The organism is Trichococcus patagoniensis, from assembly GCF_003051085.1.
Taxonomy (GTDB): domain Bacteria; phylum Bacillota; class Bacilli; order Lactobacillales; family Aerococcaceae; genus Trichococcus; species Trichococcus patagoniensis.
On record NZ_QAOM01000001.1, the window covers coordinates 203,442 to 225,716 of the forward strand.

General features: G+C 45.4%; 19 protein-coding genes. All 19 read left to right on the plus strand.

The genetic code is table 11. The features are described from left to right. Positions 1 to 217: 217 nt before the first annotated feature. The 19 genes from gdhA to C8U37_RS01160 all read left to right on the plus strand — a co-directional run bounded on the left by gdhA (position 218) and on the right by C8U37_RS01160 (position 22,239). Positions 218 to 1,564: an NADP-specific glutamate dehydrogenase gene (gene gdhA / locus C8U37_RS01070; RefSeq protein WP_108031444.1), complete on the plus strand. Its 1,347-nt coding sequence runs from the start codon at positions 218 to 220 to the stop codon at positions 1,562 to 1,564. 614 nt (positions 1,565 to 2,178) lie between these two features. Then, positions 2,179 to 3,288 (plus strand): pyruvate dehydrogenase (acetyl-transferring) E1 component subunit alpha, encoded by a 1,110-nt coding sequence (gene pdhA / locus C8U37_RS01075; protein WP_108031445.1) that lies wholly within the window; start codon positions 2,179 to 2,181, stop codon positions 3,286 to 3,288. Positions 3,289 to 3,290: 2 nt separating this feature from the next. Next, complete coding sequence (locus C8U37_RS01080) at positions 3,291 to 4,268, plus strand: alpha-ketoacid dehydrogenase subunit beta (RefSeq protein WP_108031446.1); 978 nt, start codon at positions 3,291 to 3,293, stop codon at positions 4,266 to 4,268. Positions 4,269 to 4,374: 106 nt separating this feature from the next. After that, the gene (locus C8U37_RS01085) at positions 4,375 to 6,018 is read left to right on the plus strand and encodes a 2-oxo acid dehydrogenase subunit E2 (RefSeq protein WP_108031447.1); all 1,644 of its coding nucleotides are present in this window, start codon (positions 4,375 to 4,377) and stop codon (positions 6,016 to 6,018) included. A gap of 9 nt (positions 6,019 to 6,027) precedes the next feature. Next, complete coding sequence (lpdA, locus tag C8U37_RS01090) at positions 6,028 to 7,434, plus strand: dihydrolipoyl dehydrogenase (RefSeq protein ID WP_108031448.1); 1,407 nt, start codon at positions 6,028 to 6,030, stop codon at positions 7,432 to 7,434. Positions 7,435 to 7,536: 102 nt separating this feature from the next. After that, a complete protein-coding gene (locus C8U37_RS01095) occupies positions 7,537 to 7,815 on the plus strand; it encodes a UPF0223 family protein (RefSeq protein ID WP_068562534.1) in 279 nt (92 codons plus the stop codon). Between the two features lie 48 nt (positions 7,816 to 7,863). After that, on the plus strand, positions 7,864 to 8,637 hold the full coding sequence (locus tag C8U37_RS01100) for an inositol monophosphatase family protein (protein WP_108031449.1): 774 nt from the start codon (positions 7,864 to 7,866) through the stop codon (positions 8,635 to 8,637). 468 nt (positions 8,638 to 9,105) lie between these two features. Beyond that, positions 9,106 to 11,817: an aconitate hydratase AcnA gene (gene acnA, locus C8U37_RS01105; protein WP_108031450.1), complete on the plus strand. Its 2,712-nt coding sequence runs from the start codon at positions 9,106 to 9,108 to the stop codon at positions 11,815 to 11,817. Between the two features lie 53 nt (positions 11,818 to 11,870). Continuing rightward, complete coding sequence (locus tag C8U37_RS01110) at positions 11,871 to 13,019, plus strand: citrate synthase (protein WP_108031451.1); 1,149 nt, start codon at positions 11,871 to 11,873, stop codon at positions 13,017 to 13,019. Beyond that, complete coding sequence (gene icd, locus C8U37_RS01115; RefSeq protein WP_108031452.1) at positions 13,016 to 14,290, plus strand: NADP-dependent isocitrate dehydrogenase; 1,275 nt, start codon at positions 13,016 to 13,018, stop codon at positions 14,288 to 14,290. Before C8U37_RS01110 ends, icd begins: the two co-directional genes overlap by 4 nt. Before the next feature lie 369 nt (positions 14,291 to 14,659). After that, entirely contained in the window at positions 14,660 to 16,498 is a 1,839-nt protein-coding gene (gene typA / locus C8U37_RS01120) for a translational GTPase TypA (RefSeq protein ID WP_106448745.1), read from the plus strand. Between the two features lie 217 nt (positions 16,499 to 16,715). Then, positions 16,716 to 17,015 (plus strand): Fpa/YlaN family protein, encoded by a 300-nt coding sequence (locus C8U37_RS01125; protein WP_086628219.1) that lies wholly within the window; start codon positions 16,716 to 16,718, stop codon positions 17,013 to 17,015. A gap of 8 nt (positions 17,016 to 17,023) precedes the next feature. Continuing rightward, a complete protein-coding gene (ftsW, locus tag C8U37_RS01130) occupies positions 17,024 to 18,193 on the plus strand; it encodes a putative lipid II flippase FtsW (RefSeq protein WP_108031453.1) in 1,170 nt (389 codons plus the stop codon). A gap of 183 nt (positions 18,194 to 18,376) precedes the next feature. Further along, positions 18,377 to 19,420: a CAP-associated domain-containing protein gene (locus tag C8U37_RS01135; RefSeq protein ID WP_108031454.1), complete on the plus strand. Its 1,044-nt coding sequence runs from the start codon at positions 18,377 to 18,379 to the stop codon at positions 19,418 to 19,420. 76 nt (positions 19,421 to 19,496) lie between these two features. Further along, positions 19,497 to 19,940 carry a YlbF/YmcA family competence regulator gene (locus C8U37_RS01140; RefSeq protein WP_108031455.1) on the plus strand — a complete coding sequence of 148 codons (444 nt, stop codon included), beginning with the start codon at positions 19,497 to 19,499 and terminating at the stop codon, positions 19,938 to 19,940. Between the two features lie 4 nt (positions 19,941 to 19,944). Beyond that, positions 19,945 to 20,265 (plus strand): YlbG family protein, encoded by a 321-nt coding sequence (locus C8U37_RS01145; RefSeq protein WP_107995846.1) that lies wholly within the window; start codon positions 19,945 to 19,947, stop codon positions 20,263 to 20,265. 44 nt (positions 20,266 to 20,309) lie between these two features. Beyond that, positions 20,310 to 20,876, plus strand: a complete 567-nt coding sequence (gene rsmD, locus C8U37_RS01150; protein WP_108031456.1) for a 16S rRNA (guanine(966)-N(2))-methyltransferase RsmD — start codon at positions 20,310 to 20,312, stop codon at positions 20,874 to 20,876. 4 nt (positions 20,877 to 20,880) lie between these two features. Then, complete coding sequence (coaD, locus tag C8U37_RS01155) at positions 20,881 to 21,396, plus strand: pantetheine-phosphate adenylyltransferase (RefSeq protein ID WP_108031457.1); 516 nt, start codon at positions 20,881 to 20,883, stop codon at positions 21,394 to 21,396. Positions 21,397 to 21,546: 150 nt separating this feature from the next. Beyond that, entirely contained in the window at positions 21,547 to 22,239 is a 693-nt protein-coding gene (locus tag C8U37_RS01160) for a helix-hairpin-helix domain-containing protein (protein ID WP_211306090.1), read from the plus strand. Positions 22,240 to 22,275 lie beyond the last annotated feature (36 nt).

A 22,275-nucleotide genomic window follows, 5' to 3' on the forward strand; every position in this document is an offset into this window, starting at 1 on the left:
TGCATTCCTCCTTTTGCTGGTTTTTATATTGAAATGATTGGGCTAGCAAACTACAAAACACTTCACGTTACATAGTACACGTTTCGAAAAAAAAAAGCTAGACTCATCTTTTTCCTTGTAATAAAGAAGAGGTATGTGTAAAATAGGAAAATGAAAAAATGATTACACGACGGTGTGAGGTTTTTTTAACTTTATAGCGAAAGAAGAGATGATTTTTATGACAGTTGCTAAAGATTATATTGAAAAAGTCTATAAAAAGGTTGAAGACAGAGGCCCGCATCAAAAAGAATTTTTACAGGCGGTAAGGGAGTTGTTCGACACGATCGAACCAGCTTTGGAAAAGAATCCTCACTACATAAAATGGAACATCCTTGAAAGAATGGTAGAACCTGAACGCATCGTTTCTTTCCGTGTTCCGTGGATGGATGACAAAGGGGACGTTCAAGTCAGCAAAGGTTTCCGTGTCCAATTCAATTCAGCGATCGGGCCATACAAAGGTGGTTTGCGTTTCCACCCGACCGTCAACGAAAGCATCCTGAAATTTTTAGGCTTCGAACAAATCTTCAAAAACAGCCTGACCGGATTACCGATCGGCGGCGGTAAAGGCGGATCTGATTTCGATCCTAAAGGCAAAACGGATGCTGAAGTGATGCGCTTCTGCCAATCATTCATGACTGAACTGCAAAGACACATCGGCCCTACTTTGGACGTCCCTGCTGGCGATATCGGTGTCGGCGGACGCGAAATCGGCTACATGTATGGCCAATACAAACGCTTGAACGGCGCTGAGACAGGTGTTCTGACCGGAAAACCGGTCGTCATGAACGGAAGTTTGGCCCGTACAGAAGCGACAGGATACGGTCTGGTCTACTACACACAAGAAATGCTGAAAGCGAACGGGAAATCGTTTGCCGGCCAAAAAGTGGTAGTGTCCGGAAGCGGAAATGTTGCCATCTATGCTATCCAAAAAGTTCATGAATTTGGTGGCACGGTTGTGGCGTGTTCCGATTCAAATGGATTTATCTACGATGAATCAGGCATCGATGTCGCTTTGCTTCAGGACATCAAAGAAGTTCGTCGCGAAAGATTGACAGCCTATGTTTCTGAAAAAGCGACTGCAGAATATAAAGATGGAAGTGTATGGGACTTCGATCTGAACTATGACATTGCCTTGCCTAGCGCAACGCAAAATGAAATCGACAAAGAACAAGCTGAAAGATTAGTCAAAGCTGGCGTCTATTGTGTCAGCGAAGGCGCGAACATGCCGAGCACTTTGGAAGCTGTGGAAATCTATGCAGACAATAACATTTTTTATGGGCCGGCTAAAGCAGCCAATGCAGGCGGAGTAGCGACTTCCGCGCTGGAAATGGCTCAGAACAGTGCCCATAGTCATTGGACATTCGAAGAAGTCGACGGCAAGCTGCAGGAGATTATGACAAACATCTTTAAGACAGCTGAAAAAACAGCTGAAGAATACGGCATACCGGGCAACTATTTGGCAGGTGCCAACATCGCAGCGTTTGTGCAAGTTGCCGATGCTATGATTTATCAGGGTTTAGTTTAAAACAAGTTTCAGCATAAATTTATATAAAAAAGGTTATTTCTTAATTGAAATGACCTTTTTTCTTTGTTTTTGAGCGGAATGTCCACGCGTTTTAATCCTATTTTCATAGTGGCGAGATTGTGATTTCGTGAATGAATGGAATGGCAGGCCATAAGCCGCAAAATAATAGCAAACTGGTTATGAAAAATTGCTGAAACTGGTTATCCAAAAAGGGGTAGTTATAATAAACTGGCTGTTATACTTATGAAAGCCTATTCCATCAATGCTTCATAATTTTGATAGAAACAGATTTCATGTAGGATTAATACAGAATCCTTGTGTCTGATTGCGACAATCTGTAAACATACGTAATAATAATGAATCAATAATAAAACATAGAGACAAAAATAACGCTCGTTAAATAATGAACAAAACACCTATGTTAAACGCTTACAATTAAGTAGCACTAGATATTTTGTGCACAAAAATCGAAAACTTTCCTTTTGCCTTGCATATATCTCGGATGCGTGGTAAATTATTCATGTAACAACTGTGAATTGATACAGTTGAAATCATCTGTATAAACCTCATCGACAGAGATGAAATATCAAGGGAATAGAGAGGAAAGTGTTAGCATGGCTACAAAACAAACAAAAATCGACATTGACGCATTATTAAGCAGCACGAACACAGATTTTCGCATGGTCCAAATCATGGATGAAGAAGGGAATATTGTAAACCCTGACCTTATGCCAGATCTTTCTGATGAACAATTGGTTCAATTCATGACAGATATGGTATGGTCCAGAATTTTACATGAACGTTCAACTGCGTTGAATCGTCAAGGCAGATTAGGTTTCTATGCACCAACAGCCGGTCAGGAAGCGAGCCAATTAGGAAGTATTGCAGCAATCGACAAGGAAGATGTCTTGTTGCCTGGTTACCGCGATGTTCCTCAACTGGTCAAACACGGGTTGCCGTTGACGCAAGCTTTCCTTTGGTCAAGAGGCCACGTGGATGGCAATAAATACGCTGACGACATCAAAGCTTTACCACCGCAAATCATCATCGGCGCACAATATGTGCAAGCTGCCGGTGTCGCGTTGGGCTTGAAGAAACGCAACAAGAAAAATGTAGCCATCACATATACTGGTGATGGAGGAAGCTCGCAAGGAGATTTCTATGAAGGAATCAACTTTGCCGGATCCTACAAAGCACCTGCGCTCTTCTTCATCCAAAATAATGGATGGGCGATTTCAACACCTCGCCACGTGCAGACCGCTGCTCAAACTTTGGCACAGAAAGCTATGGCTGCCGGAATCCCTGGTATCCAGGTAGATGGAATGGACATGCTGGCTGTATACGCCGTAACTAAAAAAGCAAGAGAATATGCTGTTGCAGGAAATGGCCCTGTATTAATCGAAACAATCTGCTACCGCTTTGGTCCGCATACCTTATCAGGTGATGATCCAACGCGTTACCGTGACACTGCTGAATTGGAAGGCTGGCAAGCAAAAGACCCATTGATCCGCATGCGCAAATTTTTGACCGCAAAAGGTTTATGGTCTGAAGAAAAAGAAAATGAAGTCATCGAATCAGTCAAAGAAGAAATCAAAGATGCCATCAAGGAAGCTGACCAAGCTCCTAAACAAAAAGTATCTGACTTCTTGAAGAGCATGTTCGAAGAACCAAACCAAACTATGGCAGAACAAATCGCGTATTACGAAGCAAAGGAGACTAAATAATCATGGCACAATTAACTATGATCCAAGCCATCACTGATGCGCTTGCAATTGAACTTGCAAACGATCCAAACGTTTTGATCTTCGGAGAAGACGTTGGTAAAAACGGCGGTGTATTCCGTGCGACACAAGGACTTCAAGAGAGCTTCGGCGAAGACCGCGTGTTTGATACTCCTTTAGCTGAATCCGGTATCGGTGGTTTGGCATTCGGTTTGGCGTTGGAAGGTTTCCGTCCCGTTGCGGAAATCCAATTCTTCGGTTTTGTATTTGAAGTAATGGATACAGTTGTAGCACAAGCTGCACGTACACGTTACCGCATGGCAGGCACGCGTAATCTGCCAATCGTTTTCCGCTCTCCTTTCGGTGGCGGTGTGCATACACCTGAATTGCACTCGGATAACTTGGAAGGCTTGATGGCTCAATCACCAGGTTTGAAAGTGGTTATCCCTTCGAACCCATACGATGCAAAAGGGTTGTTGATTTCAGCTATCCGTGATAACGATCCCGTTGTCTTCTTGGAGCACATGAAATTGTACCGTTCATTCCGTGAGGAAGTTCCTGAAGAAGCGTACACTGTTCCTATCGGCAAAGCTGCCATCACAAAAGAAGGATCTGACGTGTCCGTCATCACTTACGGCGCAATGGTCCGCGAAGCTATCAAAGCTGCAGAAACACTTGAAAAAGAAGGCATTTCGGTTGAAGTAATCGATTTGCGTACTGTTGCTCCACTTGATGTCGAAACGATCATTGCCTCTGTACGAAAAACAGGCCGTGTCGTAGTAGTCCAAGAAGCACAGCGTCAAGCTGGTGTGGGCGCAATGGTCATGTCCGAAATTTCTGAACGTGCAGTGTTATCGTTAGAAGCTCCTATCGGACGTGTAGCTGCTCCGGATACTGTCTTCCCGTTCGGTCAAGCAGAAAACATTTGGTTACCGAATGCTACTGATATCGAGAATAAAGTAAGAGAAACTTATCATTTCTAAGAGCTGAAAGCTTGAACAAATACAATTCCATATCCCATAGAATTGTATTTGTTCGCTTTTGTGCGTCGGAAATCCAAAAATAGACAAATGAAGGGAAGTTAAGAAAATGTCTTTTAAATTCAAGTTGCCTGCTTTAGGCGAAGGTATCATGGAAGGTGAAATCGTTTCTTGGTCAATCAAAGAAGGTGACACCATCAATGAAGATGACACATTATTAGAAGTACAAAATGATAAATCAGTCGAAGAAATCCCGTCCCCAGTAACCGGGAAAGTCTTGAAAATCGTTGCACCAGTAGGTACTGTTGCAGTCATCGGTGATGTATTGGTGGAAATCGATGCTCCAGGTTATGAAGATGAAGGCTCTGCAGCTCCTGCACCAGCAACAACTTCAGCGGCATCAACTCCAGCAGCACCTGCTGCTTCAACAGGAGGACTGTTCCAATTCAAATTGCCTGCTCTAGGCGAGGGTATCATGGAAGGCGAAATCGTTTCTTGGCCTATCAAAGAAGGCGATATGATCAATGAAGACGATACATTGGTTGAAGTGCAGAACGACAAATCTGTTGAAGAGATTCCATCTCCGGTTACAGGCAGAGTAGTCCGCATCGTAGCGCCAGTAGGCACAGTGGCAGTCATCGGCGATGTATTGGTGGAAATCGATGCACCAGGCCAAAACGGCCCGGCTGCAGCAGCACCAAAAGCAGCAGCAGCTCCTGCAGCAGCTTCAAGTGCACCAACGTCATCGGGCGTGGTTGCAGCAGCAGCAAATCCTAACAAACAAGTTTTGGCTATGCCATCCGTCCGTCAATACGCACGCGAAAAAGGCATCGACATCACTTCAGTTGCACCGACTGGAAAAGGCGGTCGTGTCCTGAAGGAAGATATCGATAACTTCAGCGGAGTAGCTCCAGTGGCAGCAAAAGCTGTGACTCCAGCAGTCCAAGCTCAAACTTCGGCACAAGCGGCAGTCCAAGCGGCCCCTGTAGCAGCGGCTCAAGCACCACGAGCTGCAGCGCCAGCTCAAGCATTCTCTTCCAATATGGGCGAAGCGGAAACACGCCAAAAAATGTCTCCAACAAGAAAAGCGATTGCGAAAGCAATGGTCAACAGCAAGCATACAGCGCCTCACGTAACCTTGTTTGATGAAGTAGAAGTATCCAAATTATGGGATCACCGTAAGAAATTCAAAGATGTTGCTGCAGCACAAGGAACAAAACTTACTTTCTTGCCGTATGTCGTTAAGGCATTGGCAGCGACTGTACGCGACTTCCCTATCCTGAATGCATCCATCGATGATGCAGCTCAAGAAATCGTGTTGAAGAACTACATCAACATCGGTATCGCTACAGACACCGACAATGGTCTGTACGTACCGAACGTTAAAGGCGCAAATACAAAAGGCATGTTCAAAATTGCCGATGAAATCAACAACATGGCTGCACAAGCCCATGACGGCAAACTGGCAGCTGCGGATATGAGAAACGGTTCTGTTACTATCAGCAACATCGGTTCTGTTGGCGGCGGATTCTTCACGCCAGTCATCAACTACCCTGAAGTGGCCATCCTAGGTGTTGGAACGATTGCGCAACAAGCTATCGTCAATGCAGAAGGCGAATTGGCAGTCGGTCGCGTTATGAAACTTTCATTGAGTTTCGACCACCGTATCGTTGACGGCGCAACTGCTCAAAAAGCAATGAACAACATTAAGAGATTATTGGCTGATCCAGAATTATTATTGATGGAAGGGTGAGAATAGACAATGGTAGTAGGCGATTTCGCAGTTGAATTAGACACAGTTGTTGTTGGAGCGGGACCTGGTGGCTATGTAGCTGCCATCCGCGCTGCACAATTAGGACAAAAAGTAGCAATCATCGAAAGAGAATGGATCGGAGGCGTTTGTTTGAACGTCGGTTGTATCCCTTCAAAAGCATTGATTTCTGCTGGACATCATTATCAAGAAGCTTTGGATTCCTCGGTTTTCGGTATCACAACTGAAAATGTGAAACTGGACTTCTCGAAAACACAAGAATGGAAAGACAACAAAGTAGTCAAAACATTGACGTCCGGTGTTGAGTACTTGTTGAAGAAAAACAAAGTTGAAATTATCCTTGGGAATGCATTCTTTAATGACGGAGAAACATTGCGTGTCTTCACTGAAGATGCAGCCCAAACGTATACTTTCAAAAATGCGATCATCGCTACTGGTAGCCGTCCGATCGAAATCAAAGGTTTCAAATTTGGCGGACGCGTCATCGATTCCACTGGCGGATTGAATTTGACGGAAGTTCCTAAGAAATTAGTCATCGTCGGTGGCGGTGTCATCGGTACCGAACTGGGCGGAGCATACGCTAACCTAGGCTCTGAAGTGACTATTCTTGAAGGATCTCCACAAATTTTGCCGACATTCGAAAAAGATATGGTTAAATTCGTTGAAAAATCATTCCAAGAAAAAGGTGTTACAGTCGTCACGAAAGCAATGGCTAAAGAAGCCATCGACAACGGAGACAGCGTAACCGTCAAATATGAAGCAAACGGAAAAGAAGAAGTTATCGAAGCTGACTACGTAATGGTTACGGTCGGTCGCCGTCCGAATACGGATGACTTGGGCCTTGAAGTAGTCGGAGTTGAAATGACTGACCGTGGTTTGGTTAAGGTCGATAATCAAGGCCGTACAAATGTAAAACACATTTTTGCGATCGGCGATATCGTTCCTGGTGTTGCTTTGGCTCATAAAGCCAGCTACGAAGCTAAAATTGCGGCTGAAGCCATTGCTGGACATCCTTCTGCAGTCGATTACCGTGCTATGCCAGGGGTTGCCTTTACGGATCCTGAATTAGCTACCATCGGCTTCACTGCTGCTGAAGCAAAAGACAAAGGTTTGGATGTAAAAGCATCTAAATTCCCATTGTCAGGTAACGGACGCGCATTGTCATTGAACCAGACAGAAGGTTTTGTCCGTTTGGTTACGACAAAAGAAGATAATGTTCTGGTTGGCGCGCAAGTTGCCGGTGTAAATGCCAGCGAAATTATCGCTGAGCTTGGTTTGGCGATTGAAGCTGGAATGAATGCGGAAGATATTGCGTTGACAATCCACGGTCATCCATCCTTATCCGAAACAATCATGGATGCTGCCGAATTGGCTTTGGGCATGCCGATCCACATTTAATTCCAAAATAGTCACAAGTAGAGAGAATCCGAATCCGGATTCTCTTTATTTTTTTTATCATGTATAATATAGTAGAAACAGGAATCAGATGGAGGGAACAAGATGCAACATTACGACTATCCGTTCGAAGTAGAATGGTCCAAAGAGGAGATCGTTAAAGTTATCTCTTTATGGAATGCTGTCGAGCGTGCTTATGAAAGTGGAATCAGCAAAGAAGACTTTATGCAGGCTTACCGTGAATTTAAGACGGTGCTGCCTTCAGTCGGTCAGGAAAAGAAATACGGCAATCAGTTCGAGAAAGAATCTGGTTATTCTTTGTACAAAGTGCTGCAGGAAATAAAGAAAAGCGAAAAGAATAAAATTTTCCTAGGGGAGCGTTAAATGACTGGATAAGTCGCAGATAGCGGAGCGGCAGAAGGGAGGAGCCGGATGGATCAGATCGATAGAAGGCATAGCCTGATCAAGTCTTGGTTGCATGAAGCTGCAGACTTGCTGCGGGAATCGTTCAACCAGGAGCTTGAAATTAAAGAAAAAACATCGCGAACGGATCTGGTTACAAACATGGATCGGGAAATCGAGGTGTTCCTGTATGAGAAAATCACTGCACATTTCCCGGATGAGCGTATTTTGGGAGAAGAAAGCGTAGGACATGATATACAGGATCTGGATGGAATTGTCTGGATCATCGATCCGATTGATGGCACCCTCAATTTCATCAAGCAGAGAGCAAATTTTGCCATCATGATCGGTATCTATGAGGATGGTGTCGGTCATTTGGGCTATATTTATGATGTCGTCCGGGACGAGCTCTATTTTGCTATCCGGCATAACGGGGCTTACTGCAATGATCGGAGACTGCCTACGGTAGAGGAACTGCCTCTATCTGAGGGATTGGTCGCAATCAGTAACCGATTGGTGGTCTCGGATGCGGATGAAGCGCGCAGAATCGCCAAAAACAGCAGTGGGTTGCGCGTGAACGGCTCCGCCGGGTTGGAAACGGCATGGGTTGCTTCCGGTAAATTGGTAGCTTATATCGCTCCTTCCTTGGCCCCATGGGACATAGCGGCCGGATTGGTCATAGCCGAAGAGGTAGGCTTGGTCTATAGACAAGTTACGGGAGAAAAAATAAATCTGCTGCAGAACAATGCAGTGATTGTCGCCAACAGATATGCTTTCCAAGAGATCCAGAACGAATGGCAATGAGTGATCAAACCTTCTCAACATTAAAATTAGAGTGGACAAGATGCAGAAAAATGCATTTTGTTCATTTTTTTTCGGTTCACGAAAGATGTCAGTATTTATGACATGAGAAGGCAGAGTATAAGCGGTTTTGTCAACTTACGTTTAAAAGTAAAACGCCTTTTCTCAGAAAGAGAATTGGATTAAAAATAATAAATGTGAGAAATTTCCAAAAGATGATAAACAAATGAGTAGAAATGAGCTTTTTTAATGGAGTTAGATTAGGAAGGCTCTCATTTTTGTGGCTGATGAAGCGTGGTTCTCATTTTTTCTAATGAAAAACCTTACAAATCCATGTAAGCTTTTTCTGGTTGTTCTTGCATCGTTGTGGTGTTTTTTTTATTTAAAACATTTACATTTGATTAAATTATGGTTATAATTTTCGTATTCAGTGAGTTGGATGTGAAAAAGATGATAAACGGGGGTTATACAATGTCAGAATCTAATCAAAATGCCATAGCTTCTTTTAGTTTAAATGGTCATCAGTATGAATACTATAAATTAAAAAAATTAGAAAACAATGAAAAAATAAAAATTGCTAAACTGCCTTACTCAATCCGAGTATTGCTTGAGTCATTGTTACGTCAAGTGGGAGAAAGCGGCATCAAGGAAGAACATGTTGTCACTTTATCTAACTGGAGTGCAACTGAAACGAACGAGGGCGAAATACCCTTCAAACCTTCCCGCGTTATCCTGCAGGATTTCACAGGAGTGCCGGCAGTCGTTGACTTGGCTTCCTTGAGAAAAACAGTCTATGATTTAGGCGGAGATCCAGCAATCATCAATCCGGAAGTGCCTGTCGATCTGGTCATCGATCACTCCGTACAAGTAGATAACTTCGGATCCCCGCAAGCCTTAATCGCTAACATGAAGATGGAATTCTTACGCAATCAGGAGCGTTACCAATTTTTGAGCTGGGCACAAAAAGCATTCGACAACTATCGTGCTGTACCGCCGGCTACTGGTATCGTACACCAAGTAAATATTGAGTACTTGGCATCAGTCGTCACAGAAAAAGCAATCGACGAAAACAGAAGCTTAGTTTTCCCTGACACTTTGGTGGGAACGGATTCGCATACGACGATGGCAAATGCGCTTGGCGTATTGGGCTGGGGAGTAGGCGGAATCGAAGCGGAAGCGAGCATGCTTGGCGAGCCTTCCTTCTTCCCTGTTCCTGAAGTCGTAGGTGTACGCTTCATCAATTCGTTGCAGGAAGCAGCTACCGCAACCGACTTGGCATTGAAAGTCACCCAGAAATTGCGTGAAATGAAAGTAGTCGGAAAATTTGTCGAATTCTTCGGTCCTGGATTATCTTCCATGACGTTAGCGGATCGTGCGACCATCGCCAACATGGCGCCTGAATATGGTGCGACCTGCGGCTTCTTCCCGGTTGACGATGAAGTGCTTAACTACTTGACGTTGACAGGCAGAGATGAAAAACATGTTGCTATAGTAAAAGAATACGTTAAAGCAAATGATCTTTACTACCGTGTTGAGGATCCGGAACCGGAATATACCACAGTGGTTGAAATCGATTTGAGCACAATCGAGGCGAATGTTGCGGGACCGAAACGCCCTCAAGATCTGGTGCCGGTATCGAAATTGAAAGAAGATTTCCAAAGATCCTTGGTTGCCCCGAAAGGCAATGCCGGATTTGGATTATCCGAAGATGAAACAGAAAAAGAAGTTTCACTGATCCTCGATGGAGAAGAAGTGAAGATGAAAACAGGAGACATTGCGATCGCAGCCATCACAAGCTGCACGAACACATCGAATCCATACGTAATGTTGAGTGCCGGCTTATTGGCGAAACGAGCAGTGGAGTTGGGACTGAACGTTCCGAAATACGTCAAGACTTCTTTGGCACCCGGATCAAAAGTAGTTACTGCTTATTTGGATAATGCCGGTTTACTGCCTTATCTGGAAGAACTGGGCTTCAATACTGTCGGCTATGGCTGTACAACCTGCATCGGAAATTCAGGACCGCTTTTGCCTGAAGTGGAAGAAGCAATCAAAAACAACGACTTATTGGTTTCAAGCGCATTGAGCGGAAACCGTAACTTTGAAGGACGGATCCACGCATTGGTCAAAGCCAACTACTTGGCATCTCCGCCATTGGTAGTCGCTTATGCGTTGGCAGGTACGATGAACATCGATCTGAAAACCGAGCCGATCGGTAACGGTAAAGACGGTCAACCTGTCTACTTAGCGGATCTGTGGCCGGAAAGACACGCTGTCGAAGCGATGATCCGTGATTTTGTGACACCTGAGATATTCAAAGAGGAATATCTGCATGTGTTTGATGACAATGCTGAATGGAATGCGATCGAAACGAATGATGACGCTTTGTACCAGTGGGAAGAGGGATCGACTTACATCGCAAATCCGCCATTCTTCGAGAATTTATCGCCTGAACCGAAACCAATCGTATCTTTGAATGGGCTATCGGTATTGGGTAAATTCGGTGACTCGGTTACGACCGACCACATTTCCCCTGCAGGAAGCATCGACATCAGCACACCAGCTGGACAATATCTGTCTTCTAAAGGCGTGGGCGTCCGTGATTTCAACTCATACGGCGCAAGACGCGGAAATCATGAAGTGATGATGCGCGGTACGTTGGCGAACATGCGTATCCGCAATCAACTGGTATCCGGCAAAGACGGCGGCTTCACTATTTACTGGCCGACCGGCGAAGAGATGAGTATCTTTGATGCATCAGAAAGATACCGTCAAAACGGAACCGGATTAGTGATTTTTGCAGGTGATGATTATGGGATGGGTTCATCCCGCGATTGGGCTGCCAAAGGTGTCAAACTGCTTGGGGTCGAAGCAGTCATCGCCAAGAGCTATGAAAGAATCCACCGTTCGAATCTTGTGATGATGGGCGTATTGCCTTTGCAATACCAAACAGGCCAAGATGCAGAAAGTTTGGGACTGGACGGATCGGAAAAAATCACGATCGATTTGAACGATAGTGTCGGCATCCATGCAGAAATTCCGGTGACGGCAGTCAAATCCGATGGCCAAGAAATCAAATTCACGACCATTGCCCGTTTTGATTCTGAAGTGGATATGACTTACTACCGTAACGGAGGCATCCTACCGATGGTGATCCGTAAAAAAATGGGGCTTGCTTACTAAGCAGCAAGCCATCCAATTTGCTGAAGAGAGGTTTTTGAGAGGAGAGAAAAATCATGGAAGTACATAAAGGATTAGCAGACGTTGTCGTATCAGAAACCTCCCTAAGCGCAATTGTTGAGGGACAATTATCCTACTCAGGATATAATATCGACGAATTAGTGGAAAAAGATGCATCGTTTGAAGAAATCATCTTTTTATTGTGGAATTCAAGAATGCCTAGCCGTGAAGAATTTGCGGAGTTTCAGCACGATCTTCACACGCATATGGCCTTATCTGAAAGTGTCATTGCTTGCCTGAAAATACAGTGCCGCCAAAATCTGCACCCGATGAGTGTATTACGCACGACAGTCTCACTATTGGGCGTATTCGATCCGTATGCGGAAGATATGGATGAACGTTCTGTCTATATTCAAGCAATCTCGATACAAGCAAAAATTCCGACGATTGTAGCCGCATTCGCCCGATTACGCAAAGGTTTGGATCCGATCGCGCCACGCGAGGACCTATCGTTCGGAGCCAATTTCCTGTATATGTTGACAGGCGAAGAGGCGAATCCGGATTTGGTCAGAGCGTATAATCAATGTTTGGTACTCCATGCCGATCACGATCTTAACGCATCAACCTTCACTGCACGCGTTGCAGCGTCTACGCTGACGGATGTCTATTCGTGCATCACAGGAGCTATCGGGGCTCTGAAAGGGCCCTTGCACGGTGGAGCAAATGAGCGCGTATTCGATATGCTTTCCGAAATAGCGGAATCAGACACCAGAGATGTTCCAGGCTACTTGAAAGCAAAATTGGACAATAAAGAAAAAATCATGGGATTTGGTCACCGTGTCTACAAAACGGAAGATCCCCGCAAGAAACATTTGAAACGCATGGCTAAGGAATTGACCAAGGAATTCGGAAAAGAAGATTTATATGATCTTTCCTGCGAAGTGGAGGACTATCTATTGAAGGAAAAAGGCTTGATTCCGAATGTCGATTTCTACTCTGCAACTGTGTATCACTGCTTTGGGATAGAACATGATCTCTTCACACTATTGTTTTCAATGAGCCGTGTTTCAGGGTGGTTAGGGCATGTATTTGAGCAAAAGCGTGAAGCTACCTTGATCCGTCCTCGTTCTAAATACGTGGGATCCGTTAACCTGACTTACATCCCTTTGTCCGAAAAAGAAACTATTGGAGGTACTGCACAATGACAGTAGGCGAAAAAATTGTTATGAACGAAACAGGGTTGCATACACCTGATTTTCCGATTATCCCTTTCATCGAAGGGGATGGCATCGGCCCGGAAATTTGGCAAGCATCCAAAAAAGTATTTGAAGCAGCAGTTGAAAAAGCCTACGGTGATTCCCGTAAAATCGTCTGGAAAGAAGTGCTTGCAGGAGGTAAGGCTTTTGATTTGACTGGTTCCTGGTTGCCGGATGAGACCATGGATGTCATCCGTGAGCATTTAGTGGCCATCAAAGGACCACTGACGACACCAATCGGCGGGGGCATCCGTTCCTTGAATGTCGCTTTGCGCCAGACGTTGGATCTTTTCGTCTGCCTGCGCCCTGTCCGTTATTTCGAAGGCGTGCCGACACCACTGAAAGAACCTGAAAAAACCGATATGGTCATCTTCCGGGAAAATACCGAAGATTGCTACGCAGGGATCGAGTTCGAAGCGCAAAGCGAAGAGGCAAAACGAATCATCGAGATTCTGCAGACTCAATTCGGCGTGGACAAAATCCGCTTCCCTGAGACATCAGCAATCGGCGTCAAGCCAGTTTCGATTGAAGGGTCGGAACGCTTGATCCGCAGCGCCATCCAGTATGCATTGGCAAATGGACGCACTTCCGTGACGTTGGTCCATAAAGGCAACATCATGAAATTCACAGAGGGCGGCTTCAAAAAATGGGGCTATGCTTTAGCCGAACGGGAATTTGGCGACAAAGTCTTCACTTGGGCCCAATACGATGCCGTAAAAGCTGCAGACGGCAGAGCGGTAGCGGATAAAGCTTATGAAGAAGCTGTTGCGGCAGGCAAGTTGATCATCAAGGACCGGATCGCTGACATCTTCCTGCAGGAGATTTTGATGAACCCTGAGAACTATGATGTCATCGCTACATTGAACCTGAACGGTGACTATATTTCTGATGCGTTGGCTGCTCAAGTGGGCGGAATCGGGATTGCACCGGGGGCTAACATCAATGAGGACACTGGACATGCCATTTTCGAAGCAACACACGGTACTGCACCGGAATACGCCGGTTTGGATGAATTGAATCCTTCCTCAGTGTTGTTGTCAGGTGCTATGTTGTTCGAGTACATCGGCTGGAATGAAGTCAGTGACTTAATCACCCGTGGCATCGAAAAGACGATTGCCAACAAAACAGTAACACGCGATTTCTATTATCTAATGAAGGACGAAGCTGCCCAAAAAGTCAGCTGCTCCGGATTTGCTGAACTGGTCATCAAAAACATGTAGGACCCAATCAAAAAAAAAGAGGCATAATCATTCTGGATTATGTCTCTTTTTGCGGATAAATCCATAAAGAGGGCTGGGCCCTGAATCCGTGCTGGCCATTTGCATCCCAGGCGGAGTGACATCCCCAAGAAAAACTTTTTCAAGAAAGCCGTTACATTTAACTTTTTTCTTTCCAAATGGTTCCGGAGGTGATAGACTGGACAAGTTGATAGTTGTCTTCATGAGTTTTCAGCGGGTTTTCACCTATTCCGCAAACGAAAACTGATGGGAAGTTCAAATTCAGAATTGTGATCGACTATATAATGGCAGTAGCAGTTGGCATATCAAACAGCAGTGAAAAACAAGTAAAATTTTGGAGGAAAACAACAAATGGAATTTAGAAAAGATATTCGTAATGTTGCAATCATCGCCCACGTTGACCATGGTAAAACAACATTAGTAGATGAATTGTTGAAACAATCGGATACATTGAACGCTAGAACTGAGCTTATGGAACGTGCAATGGACTCCAACGATCTTGAAAAAGAACGCGGAATCACTATCTTGGCGAAAAATACAGCTGTACAATACAAAGGTACGCGCATCAACATCATGGATACACCAGGCCACGCGGATTTCGGTGGAGAAGTTGAACGTATCATGCGTATGGTTGATGGTGTAGTGCTTGTTGTCGATGCTTACGAAGGTACGATGCCGCAAACGCGTTTCGTATTGAAAAAAGCTTTGGAGCAAAAGCTGATTCCTATCGTCGTAGTAAACAAAATCGACAAACCGACTGCTAGACCAGCTGAAGTTGTTGATGAAGTTCTGGAATTATTCATCGAATTGGGCGCTGATGACGAACAATTGGAATTCCCGGTTGTCTATGCTTCTGCAATGCATGGTACTTCAAGCATGTCAGATGATCCAACTGAACAAGAAGATACAATGGATAACGTCTTTGATGCAATCATCGAACACATTCCAGCTCCAATCGACAACTCTGCTGAACCATTGCAATTCCAAGTAGCTTTACTTGACTACAGTGACTTTGTTGGCCGTATCGGTATCGGACGCGTATTCCGTGGCACAATCAAAGTTGGGGACCAAGTATCCTTACTTAAATTGGATGGCACATCCAAGAATTTCCGTGTATCAAAACTGTTCGGCTACTTTGGTTTGGACCGTATCGAAATCGAAGAAGCAAAGGCGGGCGATTTGATTGCGATTTCCGGTATGGAGGATATCTTTGTTGGTGAAACAGTGACTCCTGTTGATCATCGTGAAGCTTTGCCGGTTCTGCATATCGACGAGCCTACATTGCAAATGACTTTCCTTACAAACAACTCTCCTTTCGCAGGCCGTGAAGGTAAATGGGTCACTTCCCGTAAAATCGAAGAGCGTTTGATGAAACAATTGCACACAGACGTATCTTTGCGTGTTGATCCTACCGACTCTCCTGATGCTTGGATCGTTTCCGGACGTGGGGAATTGCACTTGTCCATCCTAATCGAAAACATGCGTCGTGAAGGTTACGAATTGCAAGTATCCCGTCCAGAAGTTATCATCAGAGAAGTTGATGGCGTAAGATGCGAGCCGTTTGAACGTGTTCAGATCGACACCCCTGAAGAATATATGGGTTCCGTAATCGAAACAATCAGCCAACGCAAAGCTGAAATGCAAGATATGCAAAACAGCGGCAATGGTCAAGTCCGTATCATCTTCCTTGTTCCATCACGTGGACTGATCGGTTACTCTACTGAATTCTTATCCATTACACGCGGTTATGGGATCATGGCTCATACGTTTGAAGCGTACTTGCCAGAGTTGCCAGGCAAAATCGGCGGACGTAGCAAAGGCGCGCTTGTCTCTACTGAAACAGGCAAAACAACAACTTACGGCATCATGGGCGTAGAGGACCGTGGAACGATCTTCATCGAACCTGGTGTGGAAATCTACGAAGGTATGATTGTAGGCGAAAATGCCCGCGACACCGACATCGCTGTTAACATCACAAGAGCGAAACAAATGACGAATATCCGTTCTGCAAATAAAGATTCTACAAACGTGATCAAACGCCCACGCACATTGACGTTGGAAGAATCGCTTGAATTCATGGGAGAAGATGAATATTGCGAAGTGACGCCTGAAAGTGTACGTCTGCGCAAACAAATCTTAGACAAAAATGAACGCGAAAAATCTGCTAAACGCAAGAAAAAAGCAGAATAATCCGAAAGCAAGTTCTGAAGAAGGGTCCGTGGCAACCATTGCCACGGGCCTTTTTCTCTTCATTACTCTGGAATCCGTTGGGGGATGAATGACGGTAGGCGTCGGCCTGTTTGTTTGGTATAATATACTAGAAAGACCATACAATTTTTGTATCAACCGCAAGGAATGCGGAGTATTTCAAGATAGAATGAAGTAACTTTTGAGGGGAGGAATTAAAATGGATAGCATCAACAAAACGACTGCTTTGGAAATCTTGATGCAGGATGCTGAAAAGATCTACAAATTAATCAATAGCCAAAAAGAACACCTCTGCTTTGCGAACTGTCCAGCCTTTGAGGATGTGGTGGATACGCAAATGTACGGATTCTCCCGTGAAGTCGAGTATGCTGTGAAATTGGGAATCATCTCGAAAGAAGAGGGGCACAAGATATTGAGTGATTTGGAGGCTTCCTTGAACGCCATGTACACGAACTATTTTGATCAATCGAAAAATGATTCCGCCGACAAAGGGGTTTAGTTGTCTACATGATTAAAAATGCAATCAAGAAAAAACTCTCCTATATGGATTGGCGGCTTCTGATCCCATACATCATCCTGTCGGGTTTCGGGATACTGATGGTCTACAGCTCCAGCAGTTACCGCGCCATGACGGATTACAATAATTCGGAACACTTCTTTTACAGGCAAATGTTATTCGCCGTCCTGGGTCTTTTCGGTGCCCTGTTCGTTTCATTCCTATCAAAACGCCTGTTCAAAAATGAAAAGCTGCTGATGCTTGTTTTGTATATTCTTTTCGGTATCTTGGCGTACCTTTTGCTTTGGCCTGGTACGGCAACGAAAGGGGCGCGCGGCTGGATCTACATTGGATCTTTCGGATTCCAACCTGCCGAGTTCATGAAATTGAATCTGATCCTCTACTTGTCCTGGTTCATTTCCAAACACCAGTCCCGCATCAATGATGTTTTTTACGATACGATGAAGAAACCGCTCCTGATTACGGCGGCAGCGGTGATAATGGTCTTCTTGCAGCCCGATCTCGGCGGGGCTGCCATCATTGCTTTCATCTGCCTCGTGCTGTTCCTTCACAGTGGAGTCAAGGTCAAATATGGGGTAATGATTTTTGGGGCAATCGGAGCGATCTATGGTCTGATCATCGTCGTGGTGAAAACATTCGGAAGCAGCCTCCCATTCTTCCAGTCCTATCAGATGGAAAGGATCACATCATTCATCGATCCGTTTGCCGACATACAGGATTCCGGGTACCAAGTGGTGAATTCGTACTACGCTTTAAGCAGGGGCGGCCTTTTCGGTGTAGGCATCGGTGAAAGCATCCAGAAGTCTGGCTATCTGCCGGAACCCCACACCGATTTCATATTGTCCATCGTCGGGGAAGAGTTGGGCCTGATGGGTGTTGCATTCGTTTTGATACTGTTTTTCTATATGGTCTATCGTATTTTTAAGGATGCGATCAAAATAAAAGATCCGTTTGCCCAACTGGTCTGTATCGGAATCGGCACTATGTTCCTGGTTCAGGGAGTCATCAATGTTGGGGGTGCGACCGGACTGATGCCGTTGACCGGCGTCACCTTTCCGTTCGTCAGCTATGGAGGATCCAGTTTGTTGGTATCCGCCGTTTCCATCGGACTGGTCAACAATATGTACATCAACGATCAGATTTCCAAGCAACCAAAATAAGCAGGAAAAAGAGCCGGGAATCCGGCTCTTTTTTTGAATGGATGCATCGATTCCCCAACCAGCGGATGCCTCGGAGCATCAGCTGCCGGAAAGCTTTTCGTATCGAACAAAAATAGAGTATAATAGGATTTATCGTGGTATTCTTTGCCATCTTACGTTCAGAAATCACAAGGAGGGATAGGGATGAATTTTTCCATCAAAGTAGTATCACTTTTCATTTTGTTCACTTTCATAGCCTATGCGCTCCCCCTCTATGTGGACAATGGGGAACGAACACCGCCGCCTACAAGCATCGCTAGGAACGAACAAACATCCATTGATGAAAATGAAGGGTATCCTTTGCCGGTTACGGGCTATGAATCCTACATCGGCCAGCCCATTGCCGCCTACACGGCTAGGCACGGGGAGCCGATTCGTGTAGGCAAAGCCTACGGAGACAGTGAGTGGTGGATATTCGGAACAAATGCTGCGGACTATATCCAAATAGGCGTCAAGGATGATATCATCCGCTCCCTGTATATTTTGGGGAACAAAATTGAAACGGGCATGTACGCAATCGGCATGACGCAGGAGAACGTACTCGATGAGGGCTACCTGGCACGGAATTTTCAGCTTACTGTCAGCGATACGCCCTATGAACTGGCTTTGTCTAAAAAACAACAAAAATTGACGCCGTTGATTCAGTTCGAGAATGACAGCTTTGTGATTTTGCTGTTTGATGACGTGACAGAAACGGTTTATGGGATGTACTTCCTTTCGAATGAGGCGCTGCTGGATTTGGAATATTATTCCATCGTTTCAGACGAATCCTATGAAGTCGGACGTGACGACTGGGAACGAAGCGTAGCTGCAGATGAGGAAAATGTGCTGCAAATCAAAAGCATTTTGGGCGTACTGCGGGAACGCAGAGGGTTGGCGATGTTCCAAGAATCCGAAAAGTTGCTTTCGGCTGCGGGCGAACTTATGCCGAGTGAAGCAGGAGTCAACGATTTTACGGCAGCCTTCACTTTATCTGATCAACGCATCGAAAAAAAATTAGCGGAAGTTGCCCCGGATACGCGGACGGCCTTTGTTTTTGATGACGAAGGCTACAGTGTTCCTACGCTCTTCCTGAAGTTGCTGCAAGTGGATAACGTGATTTTTGATGACTATCTGACGCACTACGCTGTCGCGGGCAACGAGCATTACCAATTGATTCTTTTGAGCGAACAGCCTATAGCGCCATAAAAAACGGTTGAGTCGCCCGTTGTTTCAAGCTATACTACAAAGTAGACATCATCAACACACGAGGCAGGCGAATAAGATGATCATCAATGAAGCGTACTTTGCGTTGGAAGACCAAACATTCCGGCTTGTGGAAGCAATCTGCAGTGGAGAAACAATGTCATCTTATAAGGAAGCAAAGCGTCTTCTGGCAAAAAATGAAGAGGCCAACGCTAAGATAAGGGCATTCAATGAAGCAAAAGAGGCATACGAACGGGTCGAAGCCTACCCTGACTTTGCACCGGGTTATGCGGAAATCAAACAACGCGTTTACCAGGCGAAGCGGATCATGGACTTGGATGAATCCGTCTATCGCTTTCGGACAGCGGAACGTGAATTACAACTGCTTTTGGACAAGGTTTCCGAGCGATTGGCGCATGCTATTTCACCGAATATATTGGTTTCTGCAGGGGACCCATTTTTTCAATCAGGGGAATCAAACATGCCTGCAGCTTGTCAGATACATATTTCCAGTAGGGGGTAAACATATGAGTTTAGAAGTGACCAAAAGGCAGGGCATCGTCGTCTGGGTCTATACCTTGAGACAGATCAAAAATTTGAAAAGATACGGTTATATCCATTATGTTTCCAACAGAATGAAGTATGTCTTGTTGTACGTCGATCAGGAAGAGGCACAGGCTACGGCAGAAAAATTGAACAGTCTGCATTTTGTCAGGAAAGTGGAATTGTCGCATCGTCCTGAAATCGACATGACCCTGAAGAATGCTCTTCCTGACAGAAAAGATCGCAGTAATCCTGAAGCGGAATACAACGTGTCCGCTTTTGAAACGAAGACTTATTCTTTTTAGAATGCATACCGAAATAAAAAATATTTGTTTGTAGGTGAGGACAGATGCGAGTTATCGCAGGAGAATACAAGGGACGCAGATTGAAAAGCGTTCCTGGCAGCAATACACGCCCAACAACGGACAAGGTCAAAGAGTCCTTGTTCAATATCATCGGTCCGTTCTTTGATGGCGGAATCAGCCTGGATATGTTTGCAGGCAGCGGTGGCTTGTCGATCGAAGCTGTATCCCGAGGGATCGACAGAGCGGTGTTGTTCGAAAAGAACCGAAAAGCGCTTGATACGATCAAGGAAAACATCGCGGTCACGAAGGAAGCGGAGAAATTCAGCCTTTATGCAGGGGATGCGCGAAAAAATCTGCGTGTCTTCGCCTCGGAAAATCCAAACACGCAATTTTCTTTGGTCTTTCTTGATCCACCGTATGCTGAAGAAAAGACGGTGGCTGACATCACTGAAATGATTGCCTTGCAGTTGGTCAACGAGGAAACCGTATTTGTCTGTGAAATGGCAAAGGAGAACACGTTGCCTGAACAAATCGGCCCGTACGGAAAGTGGAAGCGTGCCGTTTATGGGACCATCGCTATCGAAATGTTCGACTACTATCAGGAAGGTTGATTCCATGAAAAAAACAGCGCTATTTGCGGGGAGTTTTGACCCTTTGACGAACGGGCATATCGATACGATTTCCCGTGCAGCCATTGTTTTCGACGAAATCGTTGTTGCAGTGTCGACCAACACATCCAAGCAATCTTTATTTGACGGTGAGCAAAGAATCCAGTTGGTTGCCGAAGCTTTGCGTGACTTTCCAAAGGTCCGTGTCATCCGCCATACCGGTGGGCTTACGATCGAAATGGCAAGGGATGTCGGTGCCTGCGCGCTTTTGCGCGGGGTCCGAAACGTAAAGGACTTCGAGTATGAACACAGCATTGCCTCGATGAACAAACTGCAGGCTCCGGATCTGGAGACGGTGATCCTGTTGTCTTCGGAAAACTATCGTTATCTCAGTTCCAGTCTGATCAAGGAAGTCGCGATGTTCGGCGGGGATGTATCCACCTTGGTGCCGGCCAACATCAATGCCGCTATCCTTCAGAAATTCCAGGACAGCGCGTTCAAGGGTAAAAAAATATCGGAATGAATCGAGCATTTGCATTAGGTTGGGAGAGGAGCCGCTGGTTCTTTTCCCAACCTTTTTATTTTGATGACCAGGCGGATAATTTTTTCGGACGGCTGAATGTTTCTGCGCCTTTTCGCGTATGTTGTCAATGGATGCGAAAGGAGGGATAGCTTGGATGCTATTCGGGAATGGCTTGCTTGCCATAAACAGGAAGTGATCAGGTTTGCTGTTTTGTTTTTGTTTCTCGTCGTATGTCTCTTTGGCTTGGGCAGGTTGATATACGGCAATACGGAAGAAATCGGCACAGGGGAGCTGCAGTTGGATGAAACCTATGTGGCGGCCAGCTCCGCTGAGTCAAATCAGTCGCCAGAGCAGCCGGAAGAGTCGGAGCCGGTCCGGGAAATCATCATCGTCGACATCAAAGGTGCCGTAAGCAACCCGGGTGTATACCAGGCTGAGGCTGCTATGCGCGTCATTGACATCATTGATTTGGCGGGTGGATTGCGCGAAACGGCTGATGCCGACACAGTGAATCTGTCCCAGCGCGTGACGGATCAGATGGTGATCTATATTCCTGCAATCGGGGAAGAAGCGGAGCGGCCGATTGCGGTGCCGGAAAATCCGCTGGCCGAACAAGAGAGCGGAAATGGGGTGGCTGGAACCGAGAAAGTGGACATCAATACGGCAGATGCGGTATTGCTGCAGACATTGAATGGCATTGGTGAAAAAAAAGCTGTGCTCATCATCGCGTACCGTGAGGAGAACGGCTCTTTCCAGACGATTGAGGAAATAATGGAAGTTTCAGGAATCGGTGAAAAAACCTTCGAGGGGTTTAAAAATCTAATCACGGTCGGCGCAAAATAAAATTGAATCAAGGGAGCGGCTCTTGTATACTTAATT

Bases quoted from the DNA above. Each gene is read 5' to 3' on its own strand.
- gdhA (WP_108031444.1), top strand. From the start codon at position 218: ATGACAGTTGCTAAAGATTATATTGAAAAAGTCTATAAAAAGGTTGAA.
- pdhA (WP_108031445.1), top strand. From the start codon at position 2,179: ATGGCTACAAAACAAACAAAAATCGACATTGACGCATTATTAAGCAGC.
- C8U37_RS01080 (WP_108031446.1), top strand. From the start codon at position 3,291: ATGGCACAATTAACTATGATCCAAGCCATCACTGATGCGCTTGCAATT.
- C8U37_RS01085 (WP_108031447.1), top strand. From the start codon at position 4,375: ATGTCTTTTAAATTCAAGTTGCCTGCTTTAGGCGAAGGTATCATGGAA.
- lpdA (WP_108031448.1), top strand. From the start codon at position 6,028: ATGGTAGTAGGCGATTTCGCAGTTGAATTAGACACAGTTGTTGTTGGA.
- C8U37_RS01095 (WP_068562534.1), top strand. From the start codon at position 7,537: ATGCAACATTACGACTATCCGTTCGAAGTAGAATGGTCCAAAGAGGAG.
- C8U37_RS01100 (WP_108031449.1), top strand. From the start codon at position 7,864: ATGGATCAGATCGATAGAAGGCATAGCCTGATCAAGTCTTGGTTGCAT.
- acnA (WP_108031450.1), top strand. From the start codon at position 9,106: ATGTCAGAATCTAATCAAAATGCCATAGCTTCTTTTAGTTTAAATGGT.
- C8U37_RS01110 (WP_108031451.1), top strand. From the start codon at position 11,871: ATGGAAGTACATAAAGGATTAGCAGACGTTGTCGTATCAGAAACCTCC.
- icd (WP_108031452.1), top strand. From the start codon at position 13,016: ATGACAGTAGGCGAAAAAATTGTTATGAACGAAACAGGGTTGCATACA.
- typA (WP_106448745.1), top strand. From the start codon at position 14,660: ATGGAATTTAGAAAAGATATTCGTAATGTTGCAATCATCGCCCACGTT.
- C8U37_RS01125 (WP_086628219.1), top strand. From the start codon at position 16,716: ATGGATAGCATCAACAAAACGACTGCTTTGGAAATCTTGATGCAGGAT.
- ftsW (WP_108031453.1), top strand. From the start codon at position 17,024: ATGATTAAAAATGCAATCAAGAAAAAACTCTCCTATATGGATTGGCGG.
- C8U37_RS01135 (WP_108031454.1), top strand. From the start codon at position 18,377: ATGAATTTTTCCATCAAAGTAGTATCACTTTTCATTTTGTTCACTTTC.
- C8U37_RS01140 (WP_108031455.1), top strand. From the start codon at position 19,497: ATGATCATCAATGAAGCGTACTTTGCGTTGGAAGACCAAACATTCCGG.
- C8U37_RS01145 (WP_107995846.1), top strand. From the start codon at position 19,945: ATGAGTTTAGAAGTGACCAAAAGGCAGGGCATCGTCGTCTGGGTCTAT.
- rsmD (WP_108031456.1), top strand. From the start codon at position 20,310: ATGCGAGTTATCGCAGGAGAATACAAGGGACGCAGATTGAAAAGCGTT.
- coaD (WP_108031457.1), top strand. From the start codon at position 20,881: ATGAAAAAAACAGCGCTATTTGCGGGGAGTTTTGACCCTTTGACGAAC.